This window comes from Pseudoalteromonas ruthenica, assembly GCF_008808095.1.
GTDB lineage: Bacteria > Pseudomonadota > Gammaproteobacteria > Enterobacterales > Alteromonadaceae > Pseudoalteromonas > Pseudoalteromonas ruthenica.
In genome coordinates, this window is sequence record NZ_CP023396.1 from 2,158,095 (window position 1) to 2,176,586 (window position 18,492).

General features: G+C 48.8%; 17 protein-coding genes. 6 read left to right on the forward strand and 11 right to left on the reverse strand.

Annotated elements, in window-relative coordinates; all coding sequences use genetic code 11:
- The first annotated feature begins 21 nt into the window (after positions 1-21).
- From pcnB to PRUTH_RS10110, 5 genes are read left to right on the forward strand one after another with little or no spacing between them, the layout of a single operon-like run.
- Entirely contained in the window at positions 22-1,452 is a 1,431-nt protein-coding gene (gene pcnB, locus PRUTH_RS10090) for a polynucleotide adenylyltransferase PcnB (RefSeq protein WP_082079329.1), read from the forward strand.
- Positions 1,452-1,931 (forward strand): 2-amino-4-hydroxy-6-hydroxymethyldihydropteridine diphosphokinase, encoded by a 480-nt coding sequence (gene folK / locus PRUTH_RS10095; RefSeq protein WP_138509422.1) that lies wholly within the window; start codon positions 1,452-1,454, stop codon positions 1,929-1,931. The genes pcnB and folK overlap by 1 nt, the downstream gene beginning before the upstream one ends.
- A 12-nt stretch (positions 1,932-1,943) precedes the next feature.
- A complete protein-coding gene (panB, locus tag PRUTH_RS10100; RefSeq protein ID WP_045979688.1) occupies positions 1,944-2,738 on the forward strand; it encodes a 3-methyl-2-oxobutanoate hydroxymethyltransferase in 795 nt (264 codons plus the stop codon).
- A 12-nt stretch (positions 2,739-2,750) separates the two neighbouring features.
- Entirely contained in the window at positions 2,751-3,602 is an 852-nt protein-coding gene (gene panC, locus PRUTH_RS10105) for a pantoate--beta-alanine ligase (protein ID WP_151173205.1), read from the forward strand.
- 29 nt (positions 3,603-3,631) lie between these two features.
- Complete coding sequence (locus PRUTH_RS10110) at positions 3,632-3,859, forward strand: hypothetical protein (RefSeq protein ID WP_022944274.1); 228 nt, start codon at positions 3,632-3,634, stop codon at positions 3,857-3,859.
- Between the two features lie 28 nt (positions 3,860-3,887).
- Here PRUTH_RS10110 and PRUTH_RS10115 read toward each other — a convergent pair whose 3' ends face one another.
- The 10 genes from PRUTH_RS10115 to ndk all read right to left on the reverse strand — a co-directional run bounded on the left by PRUTH_RS10115 (position 3,888) and on the right by ndk (position 15,090).
- A complete protein-coding gene (locus PRUTH_RS10115) occupies positions 3,888-4,271 on the reverse strand; it encodes a VOC family protein (protein WP_151173740.1) in 384 nt (127 codons plus the stop codon).
- A 92-nt stretch (positions 4,272-4,363) separates the two neighbouring features.
- The gene (gene der / locus PRUTH_RS10120) at positions 4,364-5,824 is read right to left on the reverse strand and encodes a ribosome biogenesis GTPase Der (protein ID WP_022944276.1); all 1,461 of its coding nucleotides are present in this window, start codon (positions 5,822-5,824) and stop codon (positions 4,364-4,366) included.
- Between the two features lie 90 nt (positions 5,825-5,914).
- Positions 5,915-7,087, reverse strand: coding sequence for an outer membrane protein assembly factor BamB (gene bamB / locus PRUTH_RS10125; RefSeq protein ID WP_022944277.1), 1,173 nt, complete (start codon positions 7,085-7,087; stop codon positions 5,915-5,917).
- 12 nt (positions 7,088-7,099) lie between these two features.
- Positions 7,100-7,735 (reverse strand): YfgM family protein, encoded by a 636-nt coding sequence (locus PRUTH_RS10130; protein WP_022944278.1) that lies wholly within the window; start codon positions 7,733-7,735, stop codon positions 7,100-7,102.
- A 21-nt stretch (positions 7,736-7,756) separates the two neighbouring features.
- Positions 7,757-9,031, reverse strand: a complete 1,275-nt coding sequence (gene hisS, locus PRUTH_RS10135; RefSeq protein WP_053910022.1) for a histidine--tRNA ligase — start codon at positions 9,029-9,031, stop codon at positions 7,757-7,759.
- 113 nt (positions 9,032-9,144) lie between these two features.
- Positions 9,145-10,263 carry a flavodoxin-dependent (E)-4-hydroxy-3-methylbut-2-enyl-diphosphate synthase gene (ispG, locus tag PRUTH_RS10140; protein WP_022944280.1) on the reverse strand — a complete coding sequence of 373 codons (1,119 nt, stop codon included), beginning with the start codon at positions 10,261-10,263 and terminating at the stop codon, positions 9,145-9,147.
- 5 nt (positions 10,264-10,268) lie between these two features.
- Positions 10,269-11,198 (reverse strand): RodZ domain-containing protein, encoded by a 930-nt coding sequence (locus PRUTH_RS10145; RefSeq protein ID WP_151173206.1) that lies wholly within the window; start codon positions 11,196-11,198, stop codon positions 10,269-10,271.
- Between the two features lie 2 nt (positions 11,199-11,200).
- Positions 11,201-13,267 (reverse strand): type IV pilus biogenesis/stability protein PilW, encoded by a 2,067-nt coding sequence (gene pilW / locus PRUTH_RS10150; RefSeq protein WP_151173207.1) that lies wholly within the window; start codon positions 13,265-13,267, stop codon positions 11,201-11,203.
- A 91-nt stretch (positions 13,268-13,358) separates the two neighbouring features.
- Positions 13,359-14,489, reverse strand: a complete 1,131-nt coding sequence (rlmN, locus tag PRUTH_RS10155; protein ID WP_022943790.1) for a dual-specificity RNA methyltransferase RlmN — start codon at positions 14,487-14,489, stop codon at positions 13,359-13,361.
- A 169-nt stretch (positions 14,490-14,658) separates the two neighbouring features.
- Positions 14,659-15,090: a nucleoside-diphosphate kinase gene (gene ndk, locus PRUTH_RS10160; protein ID WP_053910025.1), complete on the reverse strand. Its 432-nt coding sequence runs from the start codon at positions 15,088-15,090 to the stop codon at positions 14,659-14,661.
- Between the two features lie 287 nt (positions 15,091-15,377).
- Here ndk and trhP point away from each other — a divergent pair, with 287 nt between their 5' ends.
- Positions 15,378-16,733: a prephenate-dependent tRNA uridine(34) hydroxylase TrhP gene (gene trhP, locus PRUTH_RS10165; RefSeq protein ID WP_022943788.1), complete on the forward strand. Its 1,356-nt coding sequence runs from the start codon at positions 15,378-15,380 to the stop codon at positions 16,731-16,733.
- On the opposite strand, the gene PRUTH_RS10170 is transcribed toward trhP, so the two are convergent.
- Positions 16,714-18,492, reverse strand: coding sequence for a sugar phosphorylase (locus PRUTH_RS10170; protein WP_151173208.1), 1,779 nt, complete (start codon positions 18,490-18,492; stop codon positions 16,714-16,716). The genes trhP and PRUTH_RS10170 overlap by 20 nt on opposite strands.

The window sequence follows — 18,492 nt, forward strand, 5'->3', positions numbered from 1 at the left end:
CCACTTCTAAAATCGCCATAAATGCAGCCTAGGAGAGCGATTATCATTTCCAAATTGTTTCATTTTTGCCGACAAGCACTGTCCGCAAAAGAGCACATTGACGCCCACTCAGCAACCGTAGGGACGCTCGACGAGCCGGTGATTATCCCCCGCAGCGAGCACGGGATTTCGCGCAGCCAGTTTAGCCCCAACGCGTTAAAAGTATTATACCGACTCAAAGACGGCGGTTTTGAAGCCTACCTGGTCGGTGGTTGTGTGCGCGATTTGCTACTGGGTCTGCAACCAAAAGACTTTGATGTTGTTACCAATGCGACGCCAGAGCAGGTTAAGAAGCTGTTTCGCAACTGTCGTTTAATTGGTCGTCGCTTTCGTCTCGCGCATATCGTATTTGGCCGCGAGATCATTGAAGTGGCGACCATGCGTGGTCACCACGAGGCGCAAGACTCAAAAAATAACGTCAGTCAGTCATCTGAGCATGGTCAACTGCTGCGCGACAACGTGTACGGTACTATCGACGAAGATGCCGAGCGCCGTGATTTCACTATCAATGCGCTGTACTACTCAATTAAAGATTTCTGCATTTATGATTACGCTAATGGCGTCGCAGCCATTAAAGGCCGCCGCATAGAGCTTATTGGCGATCCAGAGACACGCTACCGCGAAGACCCTGTGCGTATGTTGCGTGCCATTCGCTTTGCCACCAAATTAGACATGAGCATTAGCAGCGCTACAGCAAAACCCATTACTGAATTGGCTGACTTACTTGCGCATATCCCGCCGGCTCGTTTGTTTGAAGAGTGTTTGAAGTTGTTTTTAGGCGGCAAAGCCGAAGCTAATTTCCATGCTTTGCGCCAATATGGGTTATTTAAGTATTTATTTCCCGCATTGGACAAGCTGCTTGATGCCAACCCAGGTGGTCAAGAAGAGCGTTTTATAGCGCAGATGTTTGCCAATACCGATGTGCGGATTAACGGCGACAAGAAAGTCACCCCGGCGTTTATTTTTGCCGCACTGCTGTGGTTCCCGCTGTTAGAGCGTTGTCAGTTGTTGATGCAACGCGATCAATTGCCACATTTTGAAGCCTTGGCTGCGGCCATGAACCAAATTTTATCGGAAAACGCCCAACATGTGGCAGTGCCAAAGCGCTTCACGCTAGGAGCACGAGATATTTGGCACATTCAACACCGTTTTGATAAACGCGGTGGCCAACGTGCCTATCGCCTGAGCCAGCAACCACGCTTTAAAGCCGCTTACGACTTTATGTTGCTACTGGTAGATAGCGGTCAAGAGGACCTAAAAGAGCTGGCTGATTGGTGGAGTGCCTACCTTAATGCCGATGTGAATGGTCAAAAGATGATGGTCAAAGCCCTAGGAGGCAATAACCGCCCTCGTCGGCGTCGTCGTAGCGGCGGCTCACGCAACCGCAATAAACCTAAGGGTGAGTCACAATAATGACTCAGGTGTACTTAGGATTAGGTGCAAACCAAGGCGACCCTATCGCCCAATTACACCATGCCATTACTGAACTCAAGGCTCTGGCGGGCACCACAGCACACCGCTGCTCGGCGCTGTACGCCAGTAAACCTATGGGACCGCAAGATCAGCCCGACTATGTGAATGCGGTGCTCGCAATGCAATGCACCTTAGGCGCACACCAACTTCTCGATGCCACTCAAGCGATTGAACAACGACTCGGTCGAGTGCGCAAGGCCGAGCGCTGGGGACCACGTACTTTAGATATCGATATCCTCTTATTTGGCGAGCAATGCATTGATGATGCCCGCCTCACAGTGCCACATTACGGTATGAAAGAGCGTGAATTTGTGCTCTACCCACTTCATGAGCTAGCTCCTGATTTACATCTACCAGATGGCAGCTCGCTGCAACGCCTCGTGGCCAATACCCCACGCAATGGCTTAGAACAACTCTAATAAGGACAGCATATGGCGAAGATCTCAGTTTCTACTCTGGCAAAGAAAAAACAAGCAGGTGAAAAAATAACCTCGCTTACAGCCTATGATGCCAGTTTTGCAAAACTTTTTGCCGACAATGGCGTTGATGCCGTATTGGTCGGTGACTCCCTCGGCATGGTGCTGCAAGGCAGTGATGATACGCTCGCAGTCAGCATAGAGGATATTGCATATCACACGCGTTGCGTTCGCGCTGGCAGCCGCGATTTGTTTGTCATCGCTGATATGCCATTTATGACTTACAACACCGTTGCAGCAAGCTGCGAGAATGCAGCTAAGCTGATGCGTGCCGGTGCCAACATGGTTAAGGTGGAAGGCGGTGAGTGGCTGCATGATAGTATCCGAGCTCTCACTCAGCAAGGCGTACCGGTTTGTGGACATTTGGGGCTAACGCCGCAATCGGTCCATGTGTTTGGCGGCTTTAAAATTCAAGGCCGTGACCAAGCGCAAGCGCAGAAAATGATTGCCGATGCGCAAGCATTAGAGCAGGCTGGAGCGCAGCTTTTGGTACTTGAATGCATACCTAGCGCCTTAGCCAAAGCCATCACCGATGCGGTGAGTATTCCCACTATAGGCATTGGCGCAGGCAACCAGACCGATGGACAGATTCTGGTTATGCATGATTTAGTCGGTATTTCCGCAGGGTATATTCCCAAGTTCTCGAAAAACTTTCTTGCCGAAACCGGTAACATGCCTGCGGCGGTGCAGAAGTTTTGTGAAGATGTAAAAAGTGGTGCCTTTCCTGGCCCTGACCATGAATTCAATTAGACGAAGATAGCTATGCAGACTACCAGCGAAATTCGCTCACTACGCAGCCAAATTAAGTCTTGGCGCCAAGCGGGGTTGAGCATCGCCTTTGTTCCAACTATGGGCAACTTACATGAGGGGCACTACTCACTTGTTGATAAAGCGAAAACATTAGCAGATAAGGTGGTCGTCAGTATTTTTGTTAACCCTATGCAATTTGGCGCCAATGAGGATTTAGATGCGTACCCGCGTACCTTAAAAGCTGATCAACAGGGGTTAAGTGAGCGCGGTGCCGATTACTTATTTACTCCCACGGTACAAACCATCTACCCCAATGGCTTAGAAAGTCAAAGCTATGTTGACGTCCCTGGCGTATCATTGGGTTATTGCGGCGGTGCCCGCCCAGGACACTTTCGCGGTGTTGCCACTGTGGTCACTAAGCTGTTCAATTTAGTACAGCCTGACTTCGCCTGTTTTGGCGAGAAAGACTTTCAGCAGCTACAAGTTATAAAAACCATGGTGCGCGACCTGTCCATGCCTATAGAGGTCATCGGTGTGCCAACCGAACGAGATGTGAATGGTTTAGCACTAAGCTCTCGGAATAACTATCTTAATGAAGCGCAAAAGCAGCAAGCGAGCACCTTGTTCACTACCTTGCAATGGGTCAAAGAACAAATACAGGCCGGTAATAACGACTTTGCCGACTTGGAGCATCAAGCTATTGCCCGCATAGAACAGCAAGGACTGCGTATCGATTACTTTAATGTGGCTGAGCGCAATCGACTGACAGCAGCGACAGCCAAAGACTCTGAGCTGGTGTTATTAGTGGCCGCCTATTTGGATAAAGTGAGACTTATCGATAATTTAACGCTAGACTGCAGCTAAGTAACAGAAAAATAAAAGGGATGAATACCATGAAAGCGATTTTCGCGTTAGCTTTAGTCGCCGCTCTAAGTGGCTGTCAGAATAGTGTGGAAAACCCTGAGCTTAACCAGTGTGCGCAGCAAAATTTTCAGTGTGAAACCAACTGTAGCAACAGCACCGTTGAAGAGAGTATGACCAACACCGTGTGCGTGGCCCAGTGCCAAGAAATCTACAACCGCTGTAAAGAGCAAGCCGAAAAGCTCGGCGAAATTCAATAACCAAACAAGCCGCCTAGAGCGGCTTTTTTTATGGCTCATTGCTGAGCACAACTAAAGTCCCCTCCAGGGTGCGCACATAGGCGTAGGTGAGCCCTTGATGAGTTGCCGGTGGCGACAGTGGTTCAGCCCCAGCGGCCACCGCTTTAGCAAAGCTCTGAGCAACATTATCGCAGCATAGGCTCAACTCAAAGCCCAGTGCCGGCTGCTTTGGCTGAGTACGGATATATTCTTGGCGAAAGCGTGATTGCGCAAATGGATGGCTGGCAAAGGCGATTTTAGCGGCCCCGCAGGCTAGTTCGCCGTAAGTGCCTTGCTCGTCAATGTAGTGTGTCGATAAACCAAAAGCTTGGTAATAAAAATCCAGCACTTCTTCGACATTATCAACGAAGATAGTCGTCCCTACGCACTTCATAGCCACTCGTTTTATTTCTGAACAATAGCTTAAGAATAGCGCTAAGGGCGTATAAAATAAACAAAAACGGCGCTCTAATTGCGCCGCTTTCATTACTTACCTTTAGACTCTTGGCTGATTTTTTTCAGCTTCCGTCGCTGTGATAAGGTCATTTTATTACTGCGTCCTGCATAAGGGTTATCCCCTTCACGGAATTCAATTTTGATCGGCGTCCCCATGATGTCTAGGGCTTTGCGATAATAGTTCATTAAGTAACGCTTATAGCTATCCGGCAACTCATGTACTTGGTTACCATGAATAACGATACGCGGTGGGTTATAGCCACCGGCGTGCGCATACTTTAACTTCACTCGACGACCACGCACCAAAGGTGGTTGGTGATCCGCCTGTGCCATATCCATGATCCGCCGTAACATCGCCGTACTAATTCGTTTAGTGGCGCTATCAAAGGCTTCTTCCACCGACTCAAATAAATGCCCTACCCCAGTGCCGTGCAGCGCTGAGATAAAGTGAATACGCGCAAAGTCAACAAAGCCAAGACGACGGTCTAACTCAGACTTAATACGGTCTTTGACATCGGTATCCAGTCCGTCCCATTTATTTACCGCCAATACCAAGGAGCGTCCGGCATTGAGGGCAAAGCCAAGCAAGCTTAGGTCTTGATCGGAAATGCCCGTGCGCGCATCAATCACCAACAGCACGACGTTCGCATCTTCTATGGCCTTGAGCGTTTTAATCACCGAAAACTTCTCAACCACATCACTGACTTTCTTGCGCTTTCGAACACCGGCAGTGTCTATCAACACATACTCGCGCTCATTGCGGGTCATAGGTATATAAATGGAGTCTCGTGTGGTACCTGGCATATCATAAACAATTACTCGCTCTTCACCAAGGATACGGTTAGTGAGTGTTGACTTACCAACATTAGGACGACCAATAATAGCCAACTTTATGGCTTGATTCTCCAGCTCTTGCTGAGCTTCGTCGCTCAGCTCACCGTCGTGATCAAACGCAGCAAAGGCTTCTTCCTCAGTACCAGCCTCTAATGCGCTGAGCTCTTCGATAACCGGGTGCAATGCTGTAGTAAGTAGCCCAGCTATACCACGACCGTGGGCAGCTGCAATCTGGTATACCTCACCGAGGGCTAACTGATAAAACTCCGCACAGTTAGAATCAGCATCGATGCCGTCGGTTTTATTTGCTACCAAGAATACCTTTTTTTCCTGCTTACGCAGGTGGTGGGCAATGGCCTGATCAGCCACCGTCATGCCAGCTCGAGCATCGACTAAAAACAGCACCACATCGGCTTCATCAATCGCCAACAGCGATTGCTCTGCCATTTCTGTTTCTATGCCCTCTTCAGAGCCATCGATACCACCGGTGTCGACCACAATAAAGTCATAGCCATCATAGCTCGCTTGACCATATTTACGATCACGAGTGAGCCCGGGAAAATCAGCAACGAGCGCATCTCGAGTGCGAGTTAAGCGGTTAAACAATGTCGACTTACCAACATTAGGTCGCCCCACTAAGGCGATCACAGGAAGCATAATATACCTCTTAAACAACAAAAAAGCTCCGCCATGACCAATTGGCCTGAAGGCGAAGCCTATTTTAGGGCAAAGCCCAATTAATCTAACTTACGGCGCTTTAACGGCGCTTACTTCGCCATCGCGCGTGACAATGATCAAGCGATCATCAGCAACCACAGGTTCAACGTAAAACCCTGAGCCATCAAACTCGTGACGAGCGACTAACTCACCGCTGTTGCGGTCTAGCCAGTGCAAGTTACCTTCTTGGTCACCCACAGCGAGGTAATCACCTAGTACTGCAGGGCCTGTGATATACCAGCCACGCAGTGCTGGCTGTGACCAGCGTTCGATCCCCGAACTCTTATCTAAAGCATAGATAACACCATCAGAATCGACCACATAAATCGTAGTACCAACAATACTGAATTCGCGGTAGCTGCTGTATTCACGCTTCCAGACCACGTTACCAGAGCGAATATCAACCGCAGCCAAGTTGCCGTTATAAGCTAAGGTGTACACCATAGAGCCGCTTACTTTGGGCTCAGTGTCAACGTCGACTAAACGCTCGAACTCAGAAGCACCTTTAGGCTGGGCAATATCTGCCTGCCACGCGGCAAATCCACTATCGGAAATAAGCACAGATAACTTACCCGTCTCTTCACCCACTAAGACTCCGCCATTCGCGACAGTGGGAGCACTTAGGCCACGCAAGGTCAACGGCGGCACTTCTTGCTCATAGCGCCAGCGCTCTTCCCCGCTATCAGGGTGTAACGCCAGTAACTTACCCGAGCCTAAGTTAACGTAAACCAGGCCATCTCCAGCGGCGGGCTTTGATAGCGCTTCACCGGGAACACTTTTACGCCAAATGACCTCACCAGTTTCTCGGTCAAGAGCAACCACTTGACCATGCTCCGAGCCGATAAATAGCTTGCCATAGGCTTGCAAGATACCACCTGAGAGTTTGGCGCTGTCTGTGCTTTCCCATGGCCAAAACGAGGCGTCTGCGCGCACATCGTTCTCCCACAAGACGTCGCCATCAGTTAATGACAATGCTTGTACTTCACCAAAACGCGAGGCAACAAAGACGCGGTCTTTATAAACAGCGGGCTGTAAACGAGAAAAATAATGCTCTACACCATCTCCCACAGTTTCTTGCCACAACACTTGCGTTTCAAACTGGTTGGCAATCTCTGGTAACACCAACTCATCTTCATCACTGGAAGAGCAACCGGTGAGCGACGCCATACACAGTGCTAAGCCTGCCAGGGTTAACTTTTTCATACTACCCACTCCTTAAGCTGCTGGAGTCTGCTCGGCTAAATCGTCTAACTTCACTTGTAGTAAAGGGTTACTCTCTAAACCGCCATTGTCTGCTGCCGCTTGGTACGACGCCCGCGCTTGTGCTTTATCGCCTTGAGCTAGGTAAATATCACCCTTAAGCTCGGCAACATTGGCCTTATAGCTTTCAGGTAACTGCGTATCAAGCGTTGCGAGTGCCGCATCATAGTCTTTCTGAGCTAGTTGAATACGCGCTAAGCGCGTGGTAGCAATCGCTTGCAATTCTGCTTTGCCAGCATTTTTTTGTGCCCACGTTAGCTTCTCAGCAGCCAGAGCTAAGTCGTCATTATCAACCGCTTCTTTCGCTGCAACGAAAGCCGCCAGCACGGCATAGCTCGAGCCATTGTACTGCTCAATAAAGGCATCACTTTTAGCAACTACATCACTGTCTTGTGACCCAGCACCTTCAATCACCTTGTTAAAGGCATCAGATGCTTGCTCGGCGCTGCTTAACTGGTTTTGGTTATAGGCTTTCCAGCCATATAAGCCACCTAGACCGATAACAATACCTAGGCCTAGCGTAATACCATTTTCTTTGAAAAAGCGCTTAATCGCTTCTGCTTGTTGTTCTTCTGTTGAATAAATTTCCATTATTACCTCGTAGACTCAGGTCTAAATCATCTCAGCCAATAGCTGGGTAATTTCATTCAAGGAGTGGGTTGCTTGTGGTTTTTCTTCACGCAGGTATTTCACTGTCACCACTCCCTGCTCAAGTTCGTCTTCACCGAGGATCAGCGCTACTTCAGCACCGCTCTTATCGGCTCGTTTTAATTGTTTTTTAAAGTTACCACCACCGGCGTGTACTAGCACTCGTAAACCTGGCACTTGCGCACGTAACTGGGCAGCAATAACGGGGGCTTGAATACTGGCTTTGTCACCCATTGCTGCAACGTATACATCGGCATCACGGCGAATGTCGCCGACGCTATCTAATGCTTGCAACAACAACACCAAACGTTCCATACCCATGGCAAAGCCAACAGCAGGCGTCGCTTTACCACCAAGTTGCTCAACTAAGCCATCGTAACGACCGCCCGCACAAACTGTGCCTTGGGCCCCCAAACTATCAGTCACCCACTCAAACACAGTGCGGTTGTAGTAATCAAGACCACGCACGAGTTTTTCGTTAACCTGATATTCGATACCCGCTGCGTCTAAACGTTCACATAAATCTGCAAAATGCGCTTTAGATTCATCATCTAAGTGCTCTGATAACTTAGGTGCGTCGGCCAGAACGGCTTGTACATCAGGGTTTTTACTATCAAGCACTCGCAGTGGGTTGGAGTGCATACGACGCTTTGAATCTTCATCGAGCTTGTCTTCGTGCTGCGCTAGGTAAGCAATAAGTGCATCACGATATTGTGCACGCGCTTCATTGGAGCCCAACGAATTAAGCTCGAGGCGCACATGCTCGCTAATACCAAATTGCTGCCAAAGCTGCGCAGTAAGCATGATCACTTCGGCATCAATATCAGCACTGGCAATACCAAACACTTCCAAACCGAACTGATGAAATTGGCGATAACGACCTTTTTGAGGGCGCTCATGGCGGAACATAGGCCCCATATACCACAGGCGCTGTTCTTGATTATACAGTAAACCATTTTGGTTCCCGGCACGCACACACACCGCGGTGCCCTCAGGACGTAAGGTGAGGCTATCACCGTTACGATCGGCAAAGGTATACATTTCCTTTTCTACGATATCAGTCACTTCGCCAATAGAGCGCTTGAAAAGATCGGTTGATTCAACGATCGGGAAGCGGATTTCTTGATAACCGAAAGAGGCCACACACTGGCGCAAGGTACCTTCCACTTTCTGCCAAACTTGTGTATCACCCGGTAGGATGTCATTCATCCCACGGACTGCTTGAATTTGTTTTGCCACTGATAATCCCAAAAATTCTGTTTAGGCGCTCAAGCGCCGATGTCAAAGCGTCGATAAATTAAGCGCGCCATTATAGCCTTTTGTGCCGCTACCACCAAGTAGCAGAGCAAGGCTTAATCAACTAATTTAACGTCGATTGGCGTTTGTTGTTCTTGTTTAGCGAGGTAATCGCGCACTTGCTCTTCAAGTTGATCGACAATGTTATCGTTATCGATACGCAGCTTTTGTCGCTGACCGTTGATATACAGGCCTGAACGGCGATTTGCCCCGGCTAAGCCAATATCACTGACCAAGGCTTCACCCGGGCCATTGACTACGCAGCCGATCACAGAAACGGTCATCGGCTTGACCACGTCTTCGAGGCGCTCTTCAAGCTGGTTCATGGTGCCGACCACATCAAACTCTTGACGCGAACAGCTTGGGCAGGCAATAAAGTTAATACCGCGCGAACGTATGCGCAACGATTTAAGGATATCAAAGCCGACTTTAATTTCTTGCACAGGATCGGCCGCCAACGACACCCGTAAAGTATCACCAATCCCCTCGGCTAGGAGCATGCCTAAACCGACTGCTGACTTCACCGAGCCAGAACGAAAACCACCTGCTTCGGTGATCCCTAAATGCAACGGCTGATCAATTTCTTGTGCTAACAATCGGTATGCGCCCACAGCCAAAAATACATCGGAGGCTTTGACGGACACTTTAAACTGGTCGAAGTTGAGACGCTGTAAAATTTCCACATGACGCATCGCCGACTCAAGCAGAGCTTCAGGCGTTGGCTCGCCGTACTTCTCTTGTAAGTCACGCTCTAGTGAACCGCCATTAACACCGATACGAATCGGAATATTACGTTCACCAGCGGCATCGACTACTGCTCGAATTCGCTCCTCATTACCGATATTCCCGGGATTAATACGTAGGCAATCAGCGCCGTACTCAGCCACTTTAAGCGCGATACGATAGTCAAAGTGGATATCCGTAACTAGCGGAATATCCACTTGTTCTTTAATGCTTTTAAACGCCTCAGCCGCCGCCATAGTGGGCACTGAGACACGCACCAAGTCTGCGCCTGCTTGCTCAATAGCTTGAATTTGCTTGACTGTGGCATCGACGTCCATGGTGTCGGTATTGGTCATGGACTGCACCGCAATTGGCGCGCCGTCGCCAATAGGCACATCACCTACATAAATACGCGTCGATTTGCGGCGTTTGATCGGTGACTCTGAAAACATACTACTTACTCTGTTAACGGTAATGAAAATTTAGCGAGGCGGTTTTTCGGAAACTGTGAAATATCAACCGCTTCACCATTTAATTCGATATCAACAACATCGTGTTTGCCAAGCGTGACAGCAAAAGGCGCTTTGCCAATGAGTTCAAGCTCTTGTCCTGCATTTTTTATATCGTAAACTAGGCGCTTACCATCAGCATCTTCTACCGCCACCCAGCACTCACCGCTAAAACGCATATATACACGCTGCTGACCACTTTTTAAGGGCTCGCTTTGCACTGCAGTATTTGCTGTAGGTGTTGCATCAGCAGTCTCTTCACGCTCTTCTGTCGCAGTGTTAGAGATTGGCTCTTGCGCGCTCAGCGTCGTGGCTGATTGCTGTGCTTCGGGAGCAGGTGTTTGTTGGCTTTGTTCTTGGGTTTCGCCACTTGGTTGCACTGGCTGTTGTTCAGCGTTTTCAGGCCCCTCACTGGATATTGGGTTCGAGCTCACAGTGCTGGACTCTGGGGTAGACAAACTCAGCGGGTCATCACTATTTTGCCACCACCAAATAGCGGAAGAGCCCAAGATGATAGCCAGGATAATATAGCTTACCAGCATCAAGCGGCTGTCATGGGCTTCTTTTTCAGTTCTTCGCGAAAAGCTTTGCATGGCCGCGATTTGTTCACTGTCATCTTGTGGGTCATAACCCTCAAGCAATTCTTTATGATCTAGGCCTACCACTTTGCAGTAAGCCTTCACATAGCCTTTAACAAAGATCGGCGGGCCGAGCTTTTCGAGGCGGTCATGCTCTAAATCATCAAGCTTTTGCACTGTCAGGTTCAGCCTTTTCGCCATTTGTTCTTGGCTTAACCTGTGTTGCTCCCTCGCTTGTACTAAATATTTCCCTATTTCTAATGGAGCACTTTCCTCTGTTATTTCACTATTTTCGCTCATATTTAATAGTTTTGAGGATCAACTAAATACAGTTTCTCGCCGGGTACTAGGCGAGCGCCCTCATCTAGCTGATTCCATTCCATTAGTCGTTGCAGAAGAATGTTATACTGGGTGGAGATACTGAACAGCGTATCTCCTTCTTGCACAGTATGATAAATGTTCGGCTCTTTTAAGTAAATTTTACTACCGCTGAGCACGTGATCTGCGCTCTTAAGGTTATTCCATTCACGCAATGTGCTTAAGCGAATATTATAGCGTGCTGAAACACTAAATAAGGTCTCCCCTTTTTTCATTACGTGATAGGGCAGCGCCAGTGGGTCATCACTATCGACCTGTGCGCCTTGAGCGATAAATTCGCTGACCCCTTCACTGAGCTCAGTATTACTTTGCTGTACCACCACATCTTCACTGGCTAAAGCCTGTGCATCGGACGCTTGCGTACTGTCTACAGGCGTAGTGTCATCACCCGCATTCTGTACTGGAGTATCACTCACCTGTGCCATTGCTTGTTCATCGGTGGATAAAGATGGCGGCTCGGCGCCGTCATTGCTTTCGGCCACTACGTCAGATGCACTGTCAGCCCCTTCGCTTTGGGTCGCTACTTCATCAGCATTTTGTTGCTCAGCAACCGTGTCGACTTCATCGGTGACGGCTGTGGTTGCAGGCTCATCTTGTGCAGCGGAGTCGTGCTCTGGCAAATCGGCCGGTGACGTTGATTGTTCATCAATTTCGGCGCTTGCTTGCAGCGCTTTAGCAGGCTGTTGCGGTGCACTCTGCTCGCCATCGCTATTATCGTCACTCGGCTGTGCTGCAGGTTGTGCAGCTGACGGCTCTGGATTCGGGGTCGTTATCTCGTCACTGGTATCGGTGGTCGTGACCACCGCAATGTCCTGAGAGTCTGCATTAACCTGCTCGGTAGCACTTTGTTCGGTTTGAGTCGCTTCAGTATCTGAGGTTTGTGCTTTAACAGCTTCTGCGGCTGTATCCACCTCAGTATTTGCTGCTTCTACCTTGTCATTTGTGGTTGCTGCATCGTCATTTGCAACCAGGTCGCTATTTTCATGAGCACTGTCGACCATTTCTTGAGTCTGCTCGGCACTGCTGGTTGCGGCCTGTTGCTGCGCTGGTGAAGTGATGACTACCGGCGATGTAGTAGGCGTTGTCGAAGTGCTCGACTTTTTCTTCATCACCTTGATTTTTGGCTTGGCAACGATGCGGTCATCTTGCATCACCCCTTGCAACTCAGAAAGTTGGTGTTTGCGATACTGCTCTCGCAACTGTTCAAACTCACTGGCGCTATAGCGCTGCTCGCGGACAATACGCGCTTCAATCGACGACGGGTACGTCAGCTCGATGGTTTCTGCTAATTTACGCGCATCTTCCACATGACCCATACGATCTTGAATCAAATATCCAAGTAACAATGACCGCGATGAAACTCGTCCAGTGCGCTCATAACGCTGGAGCACCTGCTGTGCTTTATAAAAATCGCTTTTAGCATAGTGCACTGCAGCTAAATTAATGAGGCTGGATGCACGTAAAGAACTGTGATTCAACGCTTCTTCAAGGTAGGACTCAGCGGCATCAAATTTATCAAATTCGAGTGCGCACAAAGCTAAGTTTTCGTAGCTTTCCGCAACCCGTAAATAGCTTGGAATTTCAATTGCTGACATAAACTTGTCAACCGCGCCTTCATAATCGCCAATATCACATAAAAACACCCCATAGTTATTCAAGGTGTTTGGATCATTCGGCTCGAGCTCAATCGCACGTTCGTAAGCATCTTGGGCACGCTGATGCTCACCGACTCGTTGATAGTAGTAAGCCATCGAGTAATGTACTTCAGGAAGCTCTGGTGCAAACTTAGCTGCGCGTTCGAGGTTATATTTAGCTTGTGTGCTGTTGCCCTGCGAGAGATAGTTGAGGGCTAAAGAGATGCGCGTACGCGCGGCGTCGACATTATTTATTCGTTTTTCTACTACAGGCCGGTCGCTGCCCACATAGGTGCTTTCGGTTACACACCCGCCTAAGGCGAGTAAACTGACACTGGTCACTAAAAGCTTGCGCATGGCGTCGCCTCGTTAATTCCGTTATTGCACCTATATTACCGAAAAGCCCTTTTGTTTCATCTATTTTTTAACAAAAGGGCGATATTTTCTGTTATTGAGCCACATTTATAGCGATAGCGCTCTTTTCTCGCTCTTTTCTCTTGGCCAAACGTTTGGTTCTATCAACCACATCACCCACCAGCTGACCACATGCGGCGTCGATATCATCGCCTCGGGTACGACGCACGATGGTGGTAATACCGGCCCCTTGCAGTACCTTCGAGAAGCGGTCGATACGACTGTTGCTTGAGCGCCCGTAATCATTGCCTGGGAAAGGGTTAAAAGGAATCAAGTTAACCTTCGATGGCGTGCCTTTAAGTACTTTCACTAATTCATGGGCATGATCGGTGCTGTCATTGACTTCTTGCAGCATCACATACTCAATGGTGATGTCTTTATTCGCTTTTGAACCGTCAATATAACGGCGACACGCCGCTAAGAACTCTTCAATAGGGTACTTTTTATTAATCGGCACTAGCTCATCACGCAATTCGTTATTCGGAGCGTGTAAGGAGATAGCCAAGGCCACGTCTATTTGCTCTTTTAACAAATCAAGCGCTGGGACCACACCTGAAGTACTCAAGGTAACGCGACGTTTCGATAAACCAAACGCCCAATCATCCATCATCAACTCCATCGCCGGAACCACGTTTTTCAAATTCAGCAGTGGCTCTCCCATGCCCATCATCACCACATTGGTGATAGGACGGCGGGTGCTGTCACCGTGCAGACCGATATCACGGGCTACACGCCATACCTGACCGATGATTTCAGAAACCTTGAGGTTACGGTTAAAGCCCTGTTGTGCAGTCGAGCAGAAAGTACATTCCAATGCACAACCCACTTGCGACGATACGCACAAGGTGGCGCGATCTTTTTCCGGGATCCAAACGGTTTCTACCTCTTGGCCACCATCGAGTAGCAAGGCATATTTGATAGTGCCATCGCTGGATGGCTGCTTTACCGAAATTTCCGGAGCGCGAATCTCACACTCAGCACTCAGTCGCGCTTTGAGTTTTTTATTGAGATTGGTCATGTCGTCGAAATTGTCGATGCCGAAATGGTAAATCCACTTCATCACCTGATCGGCGCGGAACGGCTTTTCACCAATGGATGCGAAATACTCGCGCATTCCTTGGCGATTAAAATCGAGTAAATTGATTTTTTTCTCAGTCGTGGCCATGAACAAACCTCTATCAGGTGACGGATAAAACGAAGGTGGCAAATTGTACACAATTTAACCATTATAGCAATTCCTTAGCTCACTGGCTGCACTGCCAATAAACTAAGGAATTACAAGGACAAGAAAAGGGCCCGAAAGCCCTTCCCGCGACTGTTGTCGTAGCTCGAAATTAACGAGTACGAGGACAGATTTCTTCTTCAGCGAAGAAGTAAGCGATTTCGCGAGCCGCAGACTCTGGCGCGTCAGAACCGTGTACTGCGTTTTCGTCGATGCTGTCTGCGTAGTCAGCACGTAGTGTGCCAGCAGCCGCTTCCGCAGGGTTAGTCGCACCCATGATTTCGCGGTTTTTACGGATTGCATCTTCACCTTCAAGAACTTGCACCATTACTGGGCCAGAAGTCATGAAAGAAACAAGGGCACCGAAGAAAGGACGCTCTTTGTGTTCAGCGTAGAAGCCTTCAGCTTGCTCTTGTGATAGGTGAACCATTTTTGATGCAACGATCTTAAGACCTGCAGTTTCGAAACGGTTGTAGATTGCACCGATGTGGTTTTTAGCTACCGCATCAGGCTTAACGATAGAGAAAGTGCGCTCTAAAGCCATGTTTTGCTCCAAATAACGTTAAATTTTAAGTGTTAAACTTTACCGGGCGCGAATTATACGCGCTTTAGCGTGAAAATCCTACTACATTGTTACGCCCGTGAGCTTAGTGAATAAACAAGTCAGGGCGATGACAACCTCGTTTCGGTGATGATGTACCCTGCCGCCCTACTGTGCTTAGTGCGCTGACGCAATAGCAAAAGCTGATCCATATCAAACCATCCTAGCGCCCTCACCGCTACACTGCCGAGCTATTTTTTCACTGACCTGGACTCAGTTAAGGAATCATTATGTCTGTATTTTCACCAGAGCTGCTCAGCCCTGCGGGTAGTTTAAAAAATATGCGCTACGCCTTTGCCTATGGCGCTGATGCCGTCTATGCGGGACAGCCTCGCTATAGTTTGCGCGTTCGAAACAACGAGTTTAACCTCGCTAACCTCGAGCTTGGTATAAATGAAGCCCACCAGCAAAATAAAAAACTTTATGTGGTTTCTAATATTGCGCCGCACAACGCCAAAATAAAAACCTATTTGCGCGATATAGAGCCGGTTATCGCCATGAAGCCCGATGCCCTAATCATGTCTGACCCGGGGCTTATTATGTTGGTGAGAGAAAAATGGCCTGATATGCCCATTCACTTGAGTGTTCAAGCCAACGCCGTGAATTATGCCAGCGTGCTGTTTTGGGCCAAACAGGGGGTTGAGCGGGTGATTCTATCGCGTGAGTTATCACTGCAAGAGATTGCAGAGATCCGCGAACTGTGTCCTAACACCGAATTAGAAGTGTTTGTCCATGGCGCGTTATGCATGGCGTATTCCGGGCGCTGCTTACTCAGTGGCTACATCAACAAACGCGACCCCAACCAAGGTACCTGCACGAATGCCTGTCGCTGGAGCTACGATGTGCAACCGGCCACCGAAACGCCGACCGGTGATGTGGTGCATAAGGTGGACCCAACACTTGGGTTGGGTGCGCCTACCAATGAGGTATTTATGCTTGAAGAACAAGGCCGCCCGGGGGAGTATATGCCAGCATTTGAGGATGAACACGGCACCTACATCATGAACTCCAAAGACCTGCGCGCCGTGCAGTATGTGGATGCGCTGACGCGTATGGGCGTTCATAGTCTTAAAATAGAAGGCCGTACTAAGTCGTTCTATTACGTTGCACGCACGGCTCAGGTGTACCGCCAAGCCATTGATGACGCCGTCGCTGGCAAGCCATTCGACGCCAACTTACTGCGCAGTCTCGAGCATCTCGCCCACCGAGGCTATACCGAAGGCTTTTTAAAACGCCATGCGCACCAAGAGTATCAAAATTATGACTATGGCCACTCTATTTCTGATTCACAGCAGTTCGTTGGTGAGGTGCTTGGTCGAACCGCAAATGGCTTGGCGGAAATAGACGTCAAAAATAAATTTTGTACCGGCCACTCATTGGAGTTAATGACACCTAAAGGCAACGTGCATTTTAACTTACAACACATGGAAAACACCAAGGGCGAGCGTATTAGCGATGCAAAAGGCTCTGGCCATCAAGTGCGTATTCCTATCCCCGAGGATATCGACCTTGAACACGCCATTTTGATGCGTAACTTAGAAAGTGGTCAAGATACACGCAACCCATTTAAGTCGTCGTGTTCGTAAGCCATATAGCTTGATAAGGGCGCATGCTCAGGCATGTGCTCATGTCTTTATAGACAATGTCACTGAGCAAATCGCACCACGGCTGGGTGTTCACCAAGTTTAAATCTTCCAGTGACAAGGTTTGTGGCTGATTGCTAATGTTAAACAGACAAAAAATACTTTGTTGGCGGTCGGCGCTTTGCCGCCAAAAGCCGAAAATTTCTTGGCCAAGGTGCAAAGTAAACTGCGTTGCATTGGGGTGAAAGGCTTTTTGCTTCCCGCGTATCTTAAGCAAATTCAACATACCACGATGCACCTTTTGGTGATGGCTATGTGGATCGGCCAATTTGGCCTCTAAGTCATGCCAGTGCCAACGATGGCGATTAATGGCACGATTATGCTGGGTATTATTAAAACGCTCATAGTCGTTTTCGGTCCCCGTGAGCGAGTGAATATACACACCGGGAATTCCCTCCAGTGCCAACATAATGGCATGAGCACATAGAAATCGCGCCACAGCAAAGTTATCTGGCCCCTGCTGCGCTCCCTGTAAGGCATCAAACAACGCGATGTTGATTTCATAAGGCGCTAACGTACCGTCATTTTGTGTGCGCCAACTCACCTTGGCACCAAAGCGCTGCATACAGGCCACCAGAGCATTAATTTGCACGGTATCTAACAGGCCCTCTGCTGGGCGCAAGCCAATGCCATCATGGGAGGCTATAAAGTTAAAATAGGCCGTACCATCTTGGGCGGGGGGCATGCGCATCATCCACTTTTTCAGTGCTGTGCAGTCACCGGTAGTCAAGGTGTGTAATAACAAAGGAGGTAAAGAGAAGTTATAAATGCAATGCGCTTCATTGGCATTACCAAAATAGGAGAGATTTTGCTCATTGGGAATATTGGTTTCAGTAATGATAATGGCCTGTGGCTGCACATGTTCTATCAAAGTGCGAAGCAAACGCACCACTTCATGTGTTTGCGGCAAGTTAATGCAGGAAGTTCCGGGGACTTTCCACAAAAAGGCCACCGCATCGAGGCGAAATAAACGTACCCCGTTGTCGAGATAAAAGCGGATAATCGCCACAAACTCTCGCAACACCTGCGGGTTAGCGAAGTCAAAGTCCACTTGATCATGACTAAAAGTGCACCACACATGTTGCTCACCCGCTGCCGTACGCACCTTGTTGAGTAGCTCAGATGTGCGTGGACGCACCACACCCTCTAGATTGTCACTGATATTGGCCGTTTTAAAGTAGCCCTTTCCAGGGGCAACGTTAGCAATAAAGTTACTAAACCACAGGCTCTTACTGGAACAATGATTGATCACTAAATCGGCCATCAGCCGGTAATCTTTGCTGATATCGTTTATATGCTGCCAACTGCCAAGGGCCTCATTGACTTGCACGTAATTCATCACCGCAAACCCCTCGTCTGACGAGTAAGGGTAAAACGGCAAAATATGCACCGAGTTAATGGCGCCTTCGGTGTAGGTATCGAGAAATTGTTTCAGTGTATACAAAGGCGGTTCAGTGGGCAGCGTATGGGGTTCATGAGCCTGCGTTTTATTCACCGAGTCGCCATAACAAATCAACACCGCATCCCGTTCATCCCAGCGACTTTTATGGGGGGTGGGCTGGCGAACCACATCACCTTGAAGCATCGATTCCAGCAACTGTGCCGCGAGCTCCTGACATTGCGCATCATCAAGAATACCGGCGTAAATGATCGCTAAATGGTGGGTGACACGTTGCTCAAACTGACGCTGGCGAGAAGTCAT